Origin of the sequence: Nitrospirillum amazonense (assembly GCF_007828035.1) — a bacterium.
Taxonomy (GTDB): Bacteria; Pseudomonadota; Alphaproteobacteria; order Azospirillales; family Azospirillaceae; genus Nitrospirillum; species Nitrospirillum amazonense.
Genome location: NZ_VITV01000008.1, coordinates 288576 through 304859 on the forward strand (window position 1 = coordinate 288576; position 16284 = coordinate 304859).

Here is a 16284-nt window from a genome sequence, read left to right on the forward strand (position 1 = left end):
CGCGGGGCAAAGTTCCCGGACGAAGAAAGCCCCGCCCGGTCACGCCAGTGCCTTCGGCGATGGGCTGAAACTTTTCATTGTATGCCAATTCCAGGTTCCATGAGGCGGCAGCGCGCTTGGGCGGCATCCCCATCGGACTCGCCATCTGAAATCCATTTCAACGTGCCATGGCATTCGGTTCCCGGCCCATTTTCCCGTCTTGGCGCCTGGACCGCGACGTGCGAGAACGGTTTTGTATTATTAATGCCCAATAAAGCCGGCCCCTTCCCACCGGGATGGATACGCCCGGCACCCGGAGGGGATGGTCGCGAGATGCTGAGTTCGAGAAAAAGAAAGCCGTTCCTGCGGGCGGCGTTGGCGGGTTTTGTGTCGGCCCTGGCCCTCACGGCGACTTTGACCACTGGGGCCAAGGCCGACCCCATCGCGGTGCTGGACCGCTACGGCGCCTTCGTCTCGGTCGAAGGCTACGGCGCCAACGTCGTGCGCGTCACCATCGCCACCGAAAAGGACCAGGCGCTGAAGGGCCCTGGCTACGGTCTTCTGCCCGGTGCCGTGGACAACAGTGGATTCCACCGGACCAGCGACCAGGGCGGCGACAGTTTCGCCTCCAGCGCCCTGACCCTGCATGTCGATGCGGCTAAGGCGCCGCGCGTGCCCTCCACCATGGAGAAGTACTTCGCGCCCCAGCTGCCGCCCGTCACCCTGCAGGTGAAGAACGCGCGCGGTGAGGTCGTGCTGAACATGGACGGCTGGTCCATGGCGCCGCATACCGTGGCCGGCGAGAAGACCTATCAGGTCGGCGCCAGCTTCAAGTCGCCGGCGGACGAGCATTATTACGGCATGGGGCAGAACCAGCAGTCGGTCGGCCCGCTGGACCTGCGCGGCCGCACCCTGGACTGCAAGCACTGGTATGACGCGCCCGGTGGTGAAACCGTGTGCGTGCCGGTGCTGGTCAGTTCCAAGGGCTATGCCATCGTTTGGGACAACCCGGCGGAGACGGTGCTGAATGCCGGCATCAACGGCGCCACCTCCCTCACCTCCAGCGTGGGGGAACGGGTCAGCTTCTTCGTCATCACCGGCGATACGCCCGCCGACATTTATGGCGCCTACGCCCGCCTGACCGGCAAGACGCCCATTCCCCCCAAGGCCGCCTTCGGCCTGATCCAGTCCAAGGCGCGGTATGACAGCCAGGATGAAATCCTGCGGGTGGCCAAGACCTACCGGCAGAAGAAGTACCCGCTGGATATCATGGTCATCGACTGGTTCTACTGGACCCGCATGGGCCAGTTGGACATCAACCCGGCGGAATTCCCCAACCCCGACGCCATGAACCAGGACCTGCACGCCATGGGCATGCAGTCCATCATCTCCATCTGGCCGCGTTTCGAGACTTCGGGCCGCTATTTCAACGAACTGGATGCCAAGGGCTATCTGCTGAAGGACGAGGACGGCAGAAGCGTGGACGGCCTGCCCTTCCGTTCCGACCGCACCGGCGGCCTGATCGACGTGACCAATCCCGACGCCCGCAAGTGGTTTTGGGAACACGCCCGCGACAATGTGCTGAGCCACGGCTTCGACTATCCCTGGCTGGATGAGACGGAACCGGACCTGGTGCCCGACGGCTTCTTCTATTCCATCGGCTCCGGCGACCGGTACCACAACGTCTTCCCGCTGCTGCATGTGGAAAATGCGTCGCAAGGCCTGCGGGCCTGGCGGCCCAACCGCCGGCCGCTGATCTTGTCGCGCGCCGCCTATCTGGGGTCCCAGCGCACCGGCGCCCTGTTCTGGTCGTCGGACATCAGCCCGCAGTGGGAGGTACTGGCCCGCCAGATCCCCACCGGCCTGAACATGACAGCCTCGGGCATCGCCTATTGGGGCAACGACATCGGCGGCTGGCAGTACCTGCCACAGACGACCAGCTACACCGGCACGCCACTGGTCAGCCCGGCGGGCGCCGAGGAGACGGTTGGCCAGAACCACGACTATCCGGAACTGATGGTCCGCTGGTTCCAATACGGCACCTTCCTGCCCACCCTGCGCCTGCACGGCGACCGCAAGCACACGGAGATCTGGGCCTTCGGTCCGGAGGCGGAGGCCATCATGGCCCGCTACGACACGCTGCGCTACGCCCTGGTGCCCTACCTTTACGCCCAGGCCAAGGCCACCTACGACACAGGCGTGCCCTTCATGCGGGCCTTGTGGATGGACTTCCCCCACGATCCCACCGTGGCGGACATCGGCACCGAATACATGTTCGGCCCAGCCTTCCTGGTGGCGCCGGTGACGGAGCCCGGCCAGACGCGCAAGCAGGTCTACCTGCCGGCCGGGACCGACTGGTATAATTACTGGACCAACGAGAAGCTGGCCGGCGGCCAGTGGGTGACCGTGGCGTCCCCCATCGACCAGATCCCGCTGTTCGTGCGCGCGGGGTCCATCCTGCCCCTGGGCTCCGCCGTGCAATCGACGGCGGAAAAGCAGAAGATCGTGGCCCTGAAGGTCTATCCCGGCCGCGACGCCAGCTTCACCGTCTATGACGACGACGGCCTGAGCCTGGACTATGAGAAGGGCAAGGGCGGCGCCACCGCCACCCTGCATTGGGACGATCACGCGGGCAAGCTGACGGCCGACGGCTCCCGCGAGCCCTTCGCCAAGGCGCCGGCGGATCTGGTGCAGGTCATGGGCCACTGAGCCCCACCCGCCCATGTGACACGCGTCATTTCACACAAGGAACGGCCGGGGCTATCGTCGCGGCCGTTCCTATTTTCATTGAGGCCGGCTCAAGGAACCACTTCGGTCGCTTGAGCATTGTCAAATTGTTGACGCCCCGATGGGGGCTTTATAGCTTCCGGGCGCAGCCTTCGCTGTCGCGTGGACGCGTGGGCGGAGGGATGGCGATGCCGGTGCTTGGGGGACGGTTGGCTTTGGTGCGCCGTGAAAAAGCAGCAGCCCAGCTGACCGGCGACGGTCTGTGGGATCGCATCCGGACCGAGGCGGAGGAAGCCCTGGCCGGCGCGCCCATGTTGGCGCCGCTGTTCCTGGATTCCATCATCAACCAGTCCTCGTTCGAGACGGCGCTGTTCCACCGCATCGCGGCGCGCCTGAAGAATGACGTGGTGTCGCAGCCCCTGATCGTCGACACCTTCAACCAGGCGGCGGCCGACGACACCACGCTGGCGGCGGCCCTGCGCGCGGACATCACCGCCGTGCTGGATCGGGACCCGGCCTGCGAGCGGCTGATTGAGCCCTTCCTTTATTTCAAGGGCTTCCACGCCATTCAGACCCACCGGCTGGCCCATTGGCTGTGGATCAACGGGGCGCGTGACTTCGCGCTGTACCTGCAGAGCCGCTCATCCGAGGTGTTCCAGACCGACATCCACCCGGCTGCCGCCATTGGCCAAGGCGTCTTCCTCGACCACGCGACCGGTCTGGTGGTGGGCGAGACGGCGGTGATTGAGGATGACGTGTCGCTGTTGCAGGACGTGACCCTGGGCGGCACCGGCAAGAATACGACCGACCGCCATCCAAAGGTGCGCAAGGGCACGATCATCGGCGCCGGCGCCAAGATCCTGGGCAATATCGAGATCGGTGCCTACACCCGCGTCGCCGCCGGCTCGGTCGTGCTGCGGCCGACGGAACCTTATTCCACCGTGGCCGGCATCCCGGCCAAGGTGGTGAAGGTGGACGAGGCGGGGCGACAGGCGGCCCAGCAGTTGGACCAGGTGCTGAGCGACCTAGCCTACAACTCCTTCAACTACTCCATTTAGGGCAACTACTCCATTTAGGGTCAGCGCAAACTTTGTTGCGAGGCTTAAGCGCCACCTTGACGGGCGCGGCAAGTTGGTCAGGCTGAATGACCTGGCAAATGCCGCTCGAGCCATCAAGGAGCCTCCATGAGCGCCCGTCCCTTTCTGCCTCCCGTCCCGGCCGCCTTCTTCGGCATCGTGCTGGGCCTGACCGGCCTGGGTGCCAGCTGGCGGGCGGCCCATGACGCCTGGGGCCTGCCGTCTGCAGTGGGCGAGACGCTGATGGCAGCAGGCGCCGCGGTGTGGGCCATCGTGCTGCTGCTGTACGTCGCCAAATGGATCAACCATCGCGCGGCCGCCCTGGCGGAGGTGGATCATCCCGTCCAATGCTGCTTCATCGGCCTGGCCGGCGTCGCCACCATGCTGGTCGCGGGGGGCGCCCTGCCCCATTCGCGGCCCCTGGCCCTGGCGCTATACACCCTGGGTGCCGCCTTCACCCTGCTGTTCGCTGTGTGGCGCACGGGCGGGCTGTGGCAGGGCGGGCGCGACCCCGCCACCACCACCGCCGTGTTGTACCTGCCCACGGTGGCGGGCAGCTTCGTCGCCGCCATCGTGGCGGCGGCCCTGGGCTATCGCGAGGCGGGCCAAATGGCCTTCGGCGCCGGCTTCTTCGGCTGGCTGGCCATCGAGTCCGTGCTGCTGCACCGGCTGCTGACCACGCCGGCCCTGGCCCCTGCTCTGCGCCCCACCCTGGGTGTGCAACTGGCGCCACCGGTAGTGGGTGCGGTCGCCCTGATCAGCGTGGCACCCGACCTGCCGGCCCTTTTCCCCCGCATGCTGGTCGGCTATGGCCTGTTGCAAGCCTTGGTGCTGCTGCGCCTGTTGCCTTGGATTTTGAAGGAATCGTTCACCCCGGCCTTCTGGGCCTTTACCTTCGGCGCTACCGCCTTGGCGACCACGCCAGTCCGCATGGCGGCCAGGGGCGACACCGGCGTCCTGGCCCAGTTGGCGCCGGGGCTGTTCCTGCTGGCCAACCTGGTGGTGGGCGTGGTGGCCGCGGGCACGGTGTTCCGCGCCCTGCAGGGCCGCCTGCTACCACCCACCGTGCCGGCCACGCCTCGCTGACATGCGCGCCTCAAGCCGGCGGAGGCTTGGATGAAAGCGCTATCGGCGGGTACAGAGTAAGCGGGAACGCAACGCCGAGGTTCCGGCCAAGGTCGGACGCTTTTGGGCCAAGTCCCACTTGGGGCCTAAAACGACGAAGCCCGCGCTCACGGGGAGGGCGGGCTTCCCCTCGGCAGGACGGTCGCCGGGTCGTTGCCCCAAGTTCCAAGGTCAGCCGCTTCAGGTTGCCGGCCGCCGCCTTCATGATGACGCGGCCGGGCGGCTCGCGCCTGGGTGTCTCCGGCGAGGCGCGCTTTGCGGCATTCAAGGACTACGTCGCCTCCGGCGGCCGGCTTTCGCTTTTTTAGCGGACTGGCATCGCGAGAATGATGGCGGGACCTTCCAGATATGACCCAGCCCTTTCAAATCGATCTTGGGTTTCTCGCAGCAAACCTCAGCCGGATTTCCCCCGGCGTTCACGAGGGCCGAAACCGCAGCCATCGTCACACCCCCTAAATCAGCCCCAGTTCCAGGCGCGCGCTTTCAGTCATGCGTTCCCGGGTCCAAGGCGGGTCCCAGACCATGTCGACCAGCACCACGCTGACCCCCGGCACCAGCGAGACCAGGTTCTGGACCTGGCCCGGCAGCGTGGTGGCCACGGGACAGGCGGGTGTGGTCAGGGTCATGTTGATATGGACCAGGCCGTCGCGGCGGACCAGCACCCGATAGATCAGGCCAAGGTCGACCAGGTTGACCGGTATCTCCGGATCGCGGACGGTGCGCAGCGCCTCGAACACCGCCGCCATCAAGGCGGGGTCGCCGTCGTCCGCCGTCCCGTCCGCCAGCAGTGGTTCTTCCCGGATGATGCGCATGGATGCCCCCCTATTCCGTCTTCACCGGCACGGGCAGGCCGCCGCCTTTCACCGCCGCCTCCAGCGTGTGCCAGGCCAAGGTCGCGCACTTCACCCGCGTGGGGTAGGCCTTGACCCCCGTCAGGGGCTGCAGCCGCTCCCCCTCCTCCGCCAGTGCAACAGGCAAATCACCGCCCCCGCCTGTCACGGCGCCATGGAAATGGCCAAACAGGGCCTCGGCCTCCGCCAGAGTCTTGTTCAGCACGACCTCCGTCATCAGGGAGGCGGAGGCGGTGGAGATGGCGCAGCCCTTGCCCTCGAAACTGACATCCACGATGCGGTCGCCATCCAGGCGCAGGAAGACGGTGACCTTGTCGCCGCACAGCGGGTTATGGCCATGGGCGAAGTGGCTGGGCGTGGCCAAGGCCCGGAAATTGCGGGGGGAACGGCCGTGGTCCAGGATGATGTCCTGGTAGAGATCGCGCAAATCCATGGGGGTGCCCCTTCCTATCGCGCCGCGACGCCGAACAGCTTTTGCGCCGCACGGATGGCCTCGGCCAGGCGCTCCACGTCAGCCTCGGTGCTGTAGACCCCGAACGAGGCACGGGCCGTCGCCGGCAGGTCCAGCCGGTCCATCAGCGGTTGGGCGCAGTGGTGGCCAGCCCGCACCGCAACGTCGTGCTGGTCGAAAATGGTGGCCAGATCGTGCGGGTGGATGCCGTCCACCAGGAAGGAAAGGGCACCCAGCCGGCTGCCGCCCGCCGCCACCAGGCTGACCCCCGGGATTTCCGTCAGCAGCGCCTCGGCATAACGGGTCAGGGCGGCTTCATGGTCGCGGATCGCAGCGCGGCTCAGCCCGTCCATGAAGTCCAGCGCCAGGGCCAGGCCGACGGCGCCGGCGATGTCGGGCGTCCCGGCCTCGAACCGCTGGGGGGCGTCCTGGTAGGTGGTCTCAGCGAAGCTGACGGTGCGGATCATATCGCCGCCACCCTGCCAGGGGGGCATGGCATCCAGCAGCGCGCGCTTGGCGTACAGCACGCCGATGCCGGTAGGGCCGTAGCACTTGTGGCCAGAGAAGACGTAGAAGTCGCAATCCAGCGCCCGCACGTCCACCGGCAGGCGCGGCACCGCCTGGCATCCGTCCAGCAGGACCACGGCGCCCTGGGCGTGGGCCAGGCGCACCACCGCCTCCACCGCGACGACATGGCCGGTGACATTGGCCAGGTGGGTCATGGCCACCAGCCGGGTGCGCGGCCCCAGCAGGCCTTGGAACGCCACCAGATCCAAGGCGCCATCGGCACCGATAGGGGCCACCACCAGCTCTATTCCCAGGCGCTGGCGCAGCATCTGCCACGGCACGATATTGGAATGGTGCTCCAACTCGGATACCACCACCTGGTCACCAGGGCGCAGGAAGGCCGGCCCCCAGCTTTGCGCCACCAGGTTGATGCCCTCCGTGGCACCGCGCACGAAGACGATCTCCGACGCGTCGGCGGCGTTCAGGAAACGCGCCACCGTTTCCCGCGCCGCCTCGAACCGGGCGGTGGAGCGGGCGCTCAGGCCGTAGACGCCGCGATGCACGTTGGCATAGTCGGTGCGGTAGAACTCGGCCATGCCGTCGATCACGGCGCGCGGCTTTTGCGCGCTGGCGGCCGTGTCCAGGAAGGTCAGGCCGGGATTGCGCCCGAAGATGGGAAACTGGCGGCGGACAGCCACCGGATCGAACGCGGCGCCATCGGGCCGGATCGCGGCCCGGTCTTCCAGCAGCAGGGTCATGACGCACCCCCATCCAGCCAGCGCCGCAGGTGCCGGCGGGCCAGCGCGGCCAGCGCATCCGGCAGGCCGGCGGCATCGATGGCGTCGACGGCGAAGGCCTCCACCAGCATGCGGCGGGCGGCGTCCGGATCGATCCCGCGGGCCTGGAGATAGAACAGCGACGCCTCGTCCAGGCTGCCGACCGTGGCGCCGTGGCTGCACTTCACGTCGTCCGCCAGGATTTCCAGTTCCGGCTTGGTGTCCACCCGCGCCTGAGGGCTGAGCAGCAGGTTGCGGTTCAGCTGGCGCGCGTCGGTGCCGTCGGCGCTCGGTGCCACGGCCACGGTGCCCAGGAACACGCCGTGAGAGGCCCCCGCCAGCACGCCCTTCACCACTTCCTCCGTGCGGCAGCCCAGGCCCAGATGATTGGCCCGGACCGACAGGGTGGCCTCCTGCCCGCCGTCCAGCAGATAGGCGCCGTGCAGGCGGAATTGCGCCCCGTCGCCCGCCAGGGTGACCGCCACGTCCCGCCGGGACAGGCGCCCGCCGGTGATCAGGGTGCAGGTCTCATACCGGGCCTGGTCCGCCAGCACGGCCCGCACCGCGGTCGTATGGCAGGCGGCCGGATCCTCCGCCTGGATGTGCAGGTGGGTCAGCGTGGCACCGGCGCCCAGGGTGATGACGCCGACGGTATTGCTCCAGCCGGTCCCCGTGCCTATCGCCGTTTCCACCACCATGGCCTGGGCACCCGCCCCGAGGGCAATGTGCAGACGGGCATGGGCGGCGGACCTGGTGTGGTGGATGATCTCCACCGGCGTTTCCAGCACCACGCCCGGTTCCAGCGCCAGGACCACCCCGTCGGTGAACAGGGCGGCGTTCAGGGCGGCAAATGCCTCCTCACCTTCCCCGAAGGCGCGTTCCAGCATGTCCGGGCGGCGGCGCAGCGTCTCCGCCGCCGAGGCGAGCCACACGCCGGCCGGCAGGGCCCCACCGGCCGACAGCGCGGGCGCGAACCGGCCGTCCACCAGCACCAGCCGGTGTGTGGGAACAGGCAGAAGCCAGGGCGCCAGCGACGCCGGCGCCGGCCCATCGTCGCCGCCCGCTGCCGGCAGGGGGTGCGCCGGCAGGGGTGGTGCCGCGATCAGCGGTTCCAGGTCGGTGAACCGCCAGGCTTCCTGACGCCGGGTGGGAAAGCCCAGCAGGGCGAAGCGGTCCATTTCCGCCCGGCGGCGGGTGGTGAGCCAGGCAGGTTCCGCCACCGTGGCCAGCAGCTGGTCGAAGGTGTCGCGGAACGGCGCGCTGTCGTCTGTCATCAGCATGGCATCGCCCCCGCTCAAGCCGCGTCGCCCAGATAAGCGTAGCCGGTGCGCTCCAATTCGGCGGCGAAGGTCTTGTCACCGGACGCGACGATGCGTCCGTCGGCCAACACATGCACCCGGTCAGGCACGATATAGTCCAGCAGCCGCTGGTAATGGGTGATCATGACGATGGCGCGGGCCGGATCGCGCAGGCGGTTGACACCGTCCGACACGGCGCGCAGGGCGTCGATGTCCAGGCCGCTGTCGGTTTCATCCAGGATGGCCAGCTTCGGCTCCAGCATGGCCATCTGGAAAATCTCGTTCCGCTTCTTCTCCCCGCCGGAGAAGCCGACATTGACCGCGCGCCGCAGCAGGTCGTCACCGATGTCCAGCAGCTTCAGCCGGTCGCGCACGGCCTTCAGGAACTGCTGCGCGTCCAGTTCCGCCTGGCCGCGCTGGCGGCGCCCGGCGTTCAGGGCCGCGCGCAGGAAGTACATGTTGTTCACGCCCGGTATCTCCACCGGGTACTGGAAGGCCAGGAACACCCCTTCCCGCGCCCGCTCATCCGCCGGCATGGCCAGCAGATCCTGGCCCAGGTAGCGCACCGTGCCCCCGGTCACCTCATACCCCGGCTTGCCCGCCAGCACGCTGGACAGGGTGCTTTTGCCCGCACCGTTGGGGCCCATGATGGCGTGCACCTCCCCCGCCGCCACGTCCAGGTCGATGCCCTTCAGCACCTCCCGCCCATTGGCGATGCGGGCCCGCAGTCCACGGATTTCCAGAAGCTTGCTCATGATGGTTCCCTTCGCTGGGTCGGGGTTGCGGGGGTATCAGGCGGCCTAGCCCACGCTGCCTTCCAGGCTGACGGCCAGCAGCTTCTGCGCCTCGACCGCGAACTCCATGGGCAGTTCGTTCAGCACTTCCTTGCAGAAGCCGTTCACGATCAGCGACAGCGCGTCTTCCGCCGTCAGGCCGCGCTGCTGGCAATAGAACATCTGGTCTTCGCTGATCTTCGAGGTGGTCGCCTCATGCTCCACCTTGGCGCCCGGATGGCGCACGTCGATGTAGGGCACGGTGTGGGCGCCGCAGCGCTTGCCGATCAGCAGGCTGTCGCACTGGGTATAGTTGCGGGCGCCGTCGGCATTCGACAGCACCTTGACTTGGCCGCGATAGGTGTTCTGCCCCCGGCCGGCCGAGATGCCCTTGGAAATGACGGTCGAGCTGGTGTCGCGCCCGATGTGGATCATCTTGGTGCCGGTGTCGGCCTGCTGGCGGTTGTTGGTGATGGCCACGGAATAGAAGGCGCCGGTCGATCCTTCCCCTTCCAGCAGGCAACTGGGGTATTTCCAGGTGATGGCCGATCCCGTCTCCACCTGCGCCCAGCTGATCTTGGACCGGGCCCCCCGGCAGGCGCCGCGCTTGGTGACGAAGTTGTAGATGCCGCCCTTGCCGTTCTCGTCCCCCGGATACCAGTTCTGGACGGTGGCGTACTTGATCTCCGCATCCTCCAGCGCCACCAGTTCCACCACAGCGGCATGCAGCTGGTTTTCATCCCGCTGCGGCGCCGTGCAACCTTCCAGGTAGCTGACATAAGCGCCCTTGTCGGCAATCAGCAACGTGCGCTCGAACTGCCCCGTCTTGGCGGCGTTGATGCGAAAGTAGGTGGACAGTTCCATGGGACAGCGGATACCCGCGGGCACGTAGACGAAGGACCCGTCGCTAAACACCGCTGAATTAAGCGCCGCGAAGAAGTTGTCACCCTGGGGGACGACGGAACCCAGGTAGCGCCGCACCAGCTCCGGATGCTCCCGCACCGCCTCACCGAAGGAACAGAAGATGATGCCCAGGTCGGCCAGCTTGTCCTTGAAGGTGGTGGCGACCGACACGCTGTCGAACACGGCGTCCACCGCCACCCCGGCTAGGGCCGCGCGCTCCCCCAGGGGGATGCCCAGCTTCTCGTAGGTTTTCAGCAGCTCGGGATCGACCTCGTCCAGGCTCTTGGGGCCGGACGCGGCCTTGGGCGCGGAATAATAGCTGGCGGCCTGATAGTCGATGGGGGCGATGTCCAGCTTGGCCCAATCCGGCGGCGCCATCGTCTGCCAGCGGCGGAAGGCCTTCAGCCGCCATTCCAGCAGCCACGCCGGCTCCCCCTTCTTGGCGGAGATGAAGCGGACGGTGTCCTCGTTCAGGCCGGGCGGCGCGTCTTCCGTCTCCACATCGGTGGTGAAGCCGTATTTGTAGCCCTCCGCCTGGACGATGCCCTCCAACAGGCCGGTGGATGGGGCGTTGCTGGCGGGGCGGTTCGCGGTCGCGCTGTCCGACATGGCGGTCCATCCGATCGTGGCTGGGTCTTGGCTGGGCAGGATGATCAGCAACGGCCGTGCCAGCCGCTTGAAGCTAGGATTTCTGGGCCTTTCCAAAGGATTGGCCACGTCGGCAACCGGACGTTTGTTGCAATCCCGACAGGGGGATTTGGAACGAACGCCGCCGCCGCCCGTGCTTTCCGCTGCCAACGCCACCGGCATGTTTCCTGCACCATCGGCTTTCGACAGGACCAGGAACAGAGGCGGCGCCATGATCACCGAAGCGGTTTCCCAGCGGACGATCTTTGAGGCCATCGGCGGCCAAGCGGCCGTCGATCGGCTGGTGGAGGCGTTCTACCACCAGATGGACACCCTGCCGGAGGTGCGCGGCCTGCGCGCGATGCACGCACCCGACCTGACGGAAACCAAGCGCGTGCTGAAGCTCTATCTGGCCCAATGGATGGGCGGCCCCGCCGATTATTCGGCGGAGCGCGGGCATCCGCGCCTGCGGGCGCGGCACCTGGGCTTCACGGTGGGGATGGCCGAGCGCGACGCCTGGCTGCTGTGCATGAGCCAGGCGCTGATGGCCACCGTGCCGGATGCGGATTTGCGCGGGGCCATCCTCCAGGCGCTGACGCCCTTGGCCGACTGGATGCGCAACCAGCCGGGACAATAATGCCCTCAGCCACCGTAGGACGTGACCGCGTCCGCGGGAGATTTCTGAGGAACCGAAGGCGGACTGGAAATCGAGGACAGCCGAGGGGCGGATGCCCCGCCGGCGCCTGAGGGAACATATACAGCGAACGCCGCGGCCGGCATGGTGGCAGCCGCGGCGTCCCCGTAAAGGGGCGGCCTAGGCGGCGGCTTCCCCCTTCAGGCTCTCGATCTCTGATCGCGCCAGGCGGAACACACCCCGGCCGCCGGCGAGAGCCTGGTAGGGGCCAGTGGCTTTCAGGCTCAGCAGGTTGAACCAGGCCTGGGCCGGAACGGCGGCCGGCCGCTCCCCTATCTCCGTCACCGTGCCGTCCGGCGCGAAGCGGACGTGGATCATCACCGTCTCGACGTGCATCCCTGTTCCCCTCGTCAGAAGCCGGAGCCGAAGCCCAGCAGTTCAACCTTGATGGGTTCGGTCCCCAGCACCTTGGCCTGGCAGGCCAGGCGCGATTTCGATCCCACGCCGACCATGGCGTCCAGCCGCTCATTCTCTTCCCGCGCGATGCGGGAGAGGCCCTTGCGCCCTTCCTGGACGAAGACGTGACAGGTCCCGCACGAGGCCTTGCCGTCGCACTTGTGGGTCAGGGTCTCGTCCGCCGCCAGGATGGCGGCCAGCAGGGTCATGCCCTCGGCGGCGTCTATGGTCTTGCCGGACGGCAGGATGGTGAGCAGCGACATGTCCAAAAGCTCCCTCAAGGTTTTGATCAGGGGTCAGTAAATCGCCGCCCCGGCGCCGACGTTGACCGACGCATCCTTCATCGTCTCGACGATGTGGGCGATCTGGTCCTCGTTGAGGTGCGTGTGGAACGGCAGGGCGATGGCGCGGTCCGCCACCTTCTCCGTGACGAAGTAATCGCCCCGGCGATAACCGAGGTCGAAGTAATGCCGCTGCAGATGCAGGGGCTGGCCGAAGGCGGCGGCCTCGACCTCGGCCAGCCGCAAATCCTCCACGATGGCGTCGCGGCTGGAGCGGGAGAAGCGCGTGCCCAGGTGCACCTGGTAAAGGAACCAGTTCACCTCGGTGACGTCCGGCCCGACATAGGGGTCCTTGATGCCCTCGAACGACTGGAGGTACTTGAAATACAGATGCTGCACGCCCCGGCGCCTCTCCAGGATTTCATCCAGGCGGCGCAGTTGCGCCAGCCCCAGGACGGACGCCAGGTCGCTCAAGGCCGCCTGGTAAGGGGCCGTGCCACCCACCACCACGGAGGTACGCTCGGCCAGGCGATGGCGGCATTGCCGGCGCAGGGCCATGGCGATGTCCACGTCATCGGTCACCACCATGCCGCCCTCGCCACAGCACAGCGCGCCTGGCTGGGAGAAATCGAACACGGCGGTGTCGCCGAAGGTCCCGACCAGTGCGCCCTGGTAGCGGGAGCCGATGGCCTCCGTGCTGTCCTCGACCAGCACCAGGCCGTGCCGGTTGGCCAGCTCCCGCAACCCCGCCCATGCGGCCGGGTGGCCATTGGTGTTGGCGGCCACGATGGCGCGCGTGTCGGGCGTGATGCGGCCGGCCACCTTGTCCGGCGCCAGCGTCCCCGCCCAATAGTCGATGTCGGCGAAGACCGGCCGGGCGCCGGACAGGCTGACGGCATGCTGGGTCTCGCGGAAACCGTAAGGGGAGAGGATGACCTCCTGCCCCAGGCCGATGCCGTGGGCGCGCAACGTCATCAGCAGGCCCAGCGTGCCGCTGGCCACCGCCACCGCGTGGCGCCGGCCAAGATATGCCGCGAACGCCTCTTCGAACGCCTCCGTCACGGCGCCGGCGGCCAGGTTGGGGGTGCGCAGCACCCGCTCCACCGCCGCCAGTTCCGCCGGCGTGATGTCCGGATCGCTGAGACGGATCAGATCCGCCGCCGGCACCTTGGCCAGCGCGGTCATGATCCCACCCGCCGGGCCAGCAGCACGCCGGTGGCATCGGCGGGCTCCGCCGTCAGGCGCACGCAATGCCCGCTGCCGTCCAGCAAATGCACGTCAAAACCGCCGTAGCGGCGGAAGGGATCCTCCGCCACGTCCGACGCGTCGCAGCGCGTCCAGGCCAGGTGGGGCAGCTGGCGGCGCAGGGTGGCGAAGGCATCCTCGGATGCGGCGACCAGGACCGCATCCGACAGAACCGCATCCAACATCCCCAGGTCTTCCACGCTCAACGCCATGTCGTCCCCCGTCATTGCCAGAACTGCCGGTCGGCATCCACGTTCAGCAGGTCCAGCAGGTCGCCCAGCCGGCCGAAGGCGCCGTGCGGCTCTCAGGTCCCCTGGGCGTGGTCCTTGCGATACAGCCGCCAATACCCCTGGCTGAACTGGATCAGCGCCACGTCGATGACCCCGCCCTCACGGTCCACGTTGCGGGAACAGCAGGGGCTTTCGATGCGATAGCCGCCCTGGGCCGGCACGACGCTGGGCCGGACGTAGAGGTAGCGCTGGCGCGCCTGCAACGCGCGCTCAATGCGCTTGCGGTCCACATCGTTGGGATGCCCCGCCGCGGTGAGACCTTGCGACGCCGCCATCATGCACATACCTCCTCCCCTGACGTGCCCCCTATGACTCCATGACCCCGCCTCAGACAGGAACGATCTCTTCCTCCAGGCAGCCGATCACCCGCCGGTCGGGGAATTCGACCAAGTAGATGGGCGTGCCGCTGTCCACATGGGTCCCGACCTGCACGATCTCCCCCACCGTGCCCGCCGGTTCCAGCAGGGCGTCGGCCGGCGTGTCGGGATAGCCGCCGTCGTTGACCAGGTCGGTGACCACGCGCATGCGCTGTCCCCACTGGTACAGGGGTTGGCGGGGCTCGATCATGGTCGCCCCCCGGCGGCCCGGCCCGGCACCGGCAGGGCGGTGGGCAGGGGCAGGTCGTCCTCGTCGGCAACCGCCAGCACGGCCTCCAGCTCCTTGCGCTTCATGCCCACGCGGTTGCCGCTGCCCAGGAATTCGACGCCGTAGATGTAGAATTGCTGGAGGAAGGTGCCGATGCTGACGACGTAGCCTTCTTCCCCCTTCTTGGCGAGGATGTCGCCGATCTCCTTGCCGGCGTAGGTGCCGTCGTTGCGGACGGTGCGCCGGGACCGCACCTTTTCCCCATAGGTGAAGGTGGGGGGATCGACGATCTCCACCACGTCGCTGTCGCGGACGATGTTGCTCATGACACAATTTCCAACATGGTGGGCTCCAATATGGCGGGCTCCAGCGTCCGAGGCGTTGTAGGCGGCGACAGGCGCGAGGCCACCATTTCCCGCACCAGGATGTCCTCATCCCGGGCCAGGTCGGCGATTTGCGCCACGGGCAGGCGGCTGGCGACCTCGAACCGCACCCGCCAGTCGGGATCGCGCTTCAGACGGGCCAGCAGGTCGCCCGGCAGGCGCTTGGACACCTCGTACCGCACGTCGGCGTCGGCATCGGCGGCCATGCGGATCAGCCACTCGACAGGCGCGCGAACGGCGACCATGCGGCGCACCTCCGGCTCCTTGTCCTCGATCATGCGGGCCAGCAGGCCGGGGCCGACGCGGCGCGCCACCATCAGGCGCACGTAGTAGTCGGGATCGCGGATCATGGGGATCAGGTCGGCTTCGTCCAGCAGGGCGGCGACGCGGATGCGCACCTCGCGGTGGGGATCGTCGCGCAAGCGCAGGGCGTAGCGCCTGGGCAGGCGGCGCACCGCGTTCCAGCGCACCGCCTCCTCCGGATCGTCCAGCATGGGCGGCAGCAGGAAGATGTCGGCGTGCTTGGCTGCGATCGCCCGCACCTCGAAATGCGGATGGCGCACATGGGTGTCCGCCAGGGTGGGATTCCAGGCGAAAAAGCGGTCGATGCGGCGGGCGTAGCGGTCGTTGACACAGGCGTGCTTCGGCCGGCACCGGCCGGCCGCCAGCAGGGCGGCATAACCGCAGGCATCACAGGAAATGGTATTGCCCCGCCAGTCCACAGCCTCGTCGATGTCAGTCATGGTCGTCCTCTCCCATGCGCTGGATGACGCTCAGCAGCACCTGGGCGCCGACCTTGTCGCTGGGGTCCAATTCCAGCAGCTTGAGAACGGCCGCCAAGCCCTCGTCCAGGCTGCCCATGCGCATGTGCAGGTAGGCGTAACCCTTGAGGGTGAACAGGAAGAAGCGGGGCAACGGCGCGTCGAAGCGGCCGAAGTCCGCGTCCGTGGCCACCACCTGGCGCCAATCGGCCGGCAGCTTGTTGTCCTGCGCCGCCTTGGCCAGGCAAAGGCGGGCGATGTCCAGCGCGTCCTTCAGGCGGCCCTTGTAGAAATAGAAGCGGTACAGGGCGATCAGGGTGGCGGCATGCCAGGGCGCCAGCAGACGCGCCTGCCGCAGGTGGCGTTCCGCCACCTCCTCCAGATGATAGACCTGGGCGGCGGCCGACAGGTGGTGGTGCACATCCGGCGGCAGCCCGCCGCCCAACACGGCGGCGGACAGCCATTCGCCATCGGGGATGGGTGGCGGCCCGCTTTCCCCGAATGGCGTCGCCGCTGCCGTTTGCCCTGCCCGCATGGCCCCACCCCTCCCCTCTGG

Annotated in this window: 19 protein-coding genes; 4 read left to right on the forward strand and 15 right to left on the reverse strand. The window is 67.7% G+C overall.

The genetic code is table 11. From position 1 onward, the window contains the following. The first annotated feature begins 312 nt into the window (after positions 1-312). The 3 genes from FBZ87_RS21740 to tehA all read left to right on the forward strand — a co-directional run bounded on the left by FBZ87_RS21740 (position 313) and on the right by tehA (position 4868). Complete coding sequence (locus tag FBZ87_RS21740; RefSeq protein WP_145612678.1) at positions 313-2688, forward strand: glycoside hydrolase family 31 protein; 2376 nt, start codon at positions 313-315, stop codon at positions 2686-2688. A 236-nt stretch (positions 2689-2924) separates the two neighbouring features. After that, positions 2925-3764: a serine O-acetyltransferase gene (gene cysE / locus FBZ87_RS21745; RefSeq protein WP_246134528.1), complete on the forward strand. Its 840-nt coding sequence runs from the start codon at positions 2925-2927 to the stop codon at positions 3762-3764. A gap of 126 nt (positions 3765-3890) precedes the next feature. Continuing rightward, positions 3891-4868 (forward strand): dicarboxylate transporter/tellurite-resistance protein TehA, encoded by a 978-nt coding sequence (gene tehA / locus FBZ87_RS21750; protein WP_145612680.1) that lies wholly within the window; start codon positions 3891-3893, stop codon positions 4866-4868. A gap of 491 nt (positions 4869-5359) precedes the next feature. Here the strand turns inward: tehA and FBZ87_RS21755 are convergent, their stop codons facing one another. Genes FBZ87_RS21755 through sufB form a run of 6 tightly spaced genes read right to left on the reverse strand, consistent with a single transcriptional unit; the run spans position 5360 to position 11075 of the window. Then, complete coding sequence (locus tag FBZ87_RS21755; protein WP_145612681.1) at positions 5360-5719, reverse strand: iron-sulfur cluster assembly protein; 360 nt, start codon at positions 5717-5719, stop codon at positions 5360-5362. Between the two features lie 10 nt (positions 5720-5729). Continuing rightward, on the reverse strand, positions 5730-6191 hold the full coding sequence (sufU, locus tag FBZ87_RS21760; RefSeq protein WP_145612682.1) for a Fe-S cluster assembly sulfur transfer protein SufU: 462 nt from the start codon (positions 6189-6191) through the stop codon (positions 5730-5732). 14 nt (positions 6192-6205) lie between these two features. Beyond that, on the reverse strand, positions 6206-7474 hold the full coding sequence (locus tag FBZ87_RS21765) for an aminotransferase class V-fold PLP-dependent enzyme (RefSeq protein WP_145612683.1): 1269 nt from the start codon (positions 7472-7474) through the stop codon (positions 6206-6208). After that, complete coding sequence (gene sufD / locus FBZ87_RS21770; RefSeq protein ID WP_145612684.1) at positions 7471-8772, reverse strand: Fe-S cluster assembly protein SufD; 1302 nt, start codon at positions 8770-8772, stop codon at positions 7471-7473. Before sufD ends, FBZ87_RS21765 begins: the two co-directional genes overlap by 4 nt. A gap of 14 nt (positions 8773-8786) precedes the next feature. Beyond that, positions 8787-9545, reverse strand: a complete 759-nt coding sequence (gene sufC, locus FBZ87_RS21775) for a Fe-S cluster assembly ATPase SufC (RefSeq protein ID WP_145612685.1) — start codon at positions 9543-9545, stop codon at positions 8787-8789. 45 nt (positions 9546-9590) lie between these two features. After that, the gene (sufB, locus tag FBZ87_RS21780) at positions 9591-11075 is read right to left on the reverse strand and encodes a Fe-S cluster assembly protein SufB (protein WP_145612686.1); all 1485 of its coding nucleotides are present in this window, start codon (positions 11073-11075) and stop codon (positions 9591-9593) included. 250 nt (positions 11076-11325) lie between these two features. Here sufB and FBZ87_RS21785 point away from each other — a divergent pair, with 250 nt between their 5' ends. After that, on the forward strand, positions 11326-11730 hold the full coding sequence (locus tag FBZ87_RS21785) for a group II truncated hemoglobin (RefSeq protein WP_145612687.1): 405 nt from the start codon (positions 11326-11328) through the stop codon (positions 11728-11730). 177 nt (positions 11731-11907) lie between these two features. Here the strand turns inward: FBZ87_RS21785 and FBZ87_RS21790 are convergent, their stop codons facing one another. The 9 genes from FBZ87_RS21790 to FBZ87_RS21830 form a co-directional block, all read right to left on the reverse strand. Next, on the reverse strand, positions 11908-12123 hold the full coding sequence (locus FBZ87_RS21790; protein WP_145612688.1) for a hypothetical protein: 216 nt from the start codon (positions 12121-12123) through the stop codon (positions 11908-11910). A 14-nt stretch (positions 12124-12137) separates the two neighbouring features. After that, positions 12138-12446 carry a 2Fe-2S iron-sulfur cluster-binding protein gene (locus tag FBZ87_RS21795; protein ID WP_145612689.1) on the reverse strand — a complete coding sequence of 103 codons (309 nt, stop codon included), beginning with the start codon at positions 12444-12446 and terminating at the stop codon, positions 12138-12140. A gap of 33 nt (positions 12447-12479) precedes the next feature. Further along, on the reverse strand, positions 12480-13649 hold the full coding sequence (locus FBZ87_RS21800; RefSeq protein WP_145612690.1) for a DegT/DnrJ/EryC1/StrS family aminotransferase: 1170 nt from the start codon (positions 13647-13649) through the stop codon (positions 12480-12482). Further along, the gene (locus FBZ87_RS21805; protein WP_211107050.1) at positions 13646-13894 is read right to left on the reverse strand and encodes a hypothetical protein; all 249 of its coding nucleotides are present in this window, start codon (positions 13892-13894) and stop codon (positions 13646-13648) included. The genes FBZ87_RS21800 and FBZ87_RS21805 overlap by 4 nt, the downstream gene beginning before the upstream one ends. A 119-nt stretch (positions 13895-14013) precedes the next feature. Continuing rightward, positions 14014-14277, reverse strand: coding sequence for a DUF3024 domain-containing protein (locus FBZ87_RS21810; RefSeq protein ID WP_211107051.1), 264 nt, complete (start codon positions 14275-14277; stop codon positions 14014-14016). A 49-nt stretch (positions 14278-14326) separates the two neighbouring features. Further along, positions 14327-14566, reverse strand: coding sequence for a nitrogen fixation protein NifZ (locus FBZ87_RS21815; protein WP_145612691.1), 240 nt, complete (start codon positions 14564-14566; stop codon positions 14327-14329). After that, positions 14563-14910, reverse strand: a complete 348-nt coding sequence (locus FBZ87_RS21820; protein ID WP_145612692.1) for a nitrogen fixation protein NifZ — start codon at positions 14908-14910, stop codon at positions 14563-14565. The genes FBZ87_RS21815 and FBZ87_RS21820 overlap by 4 nt, the downstream gene beginning before the upstream one ends. Continuing rightward, positions 14907-15710 (reverse strand): 4Fe4S-binding leucine-rich repeat protein, encoded by an 804-nt coding sequence (locus FBZ87_RS21825; RefSeq protein WP_145612693.1) that lies wholly within the window; start codon positions 15708-15710, stop codon positions 14907-14909. The genes FBZ87_RS21820 and FBZ87_RS21825 overlap by 4 nt, the downstream gene beginning before the upstream one ends. Further along, the gene (locus FBZ87_RS21830; RefSeq protein WP_211107052.1) at positions 15703-16263 is read right to left on the reverse strand and encodes a hypothetical protein; all 561 of its coding nucleotides are present in this window, start codon (positions 16261-16263) and stop codon (positions 15703-15705) included. Before FBZ87_RS21830 ends, FBZ87_RS21825 begins: the two co-directional genes overlap by 8 nt. Positions 16264-16284: the final 21 nt, after the last annotated feature.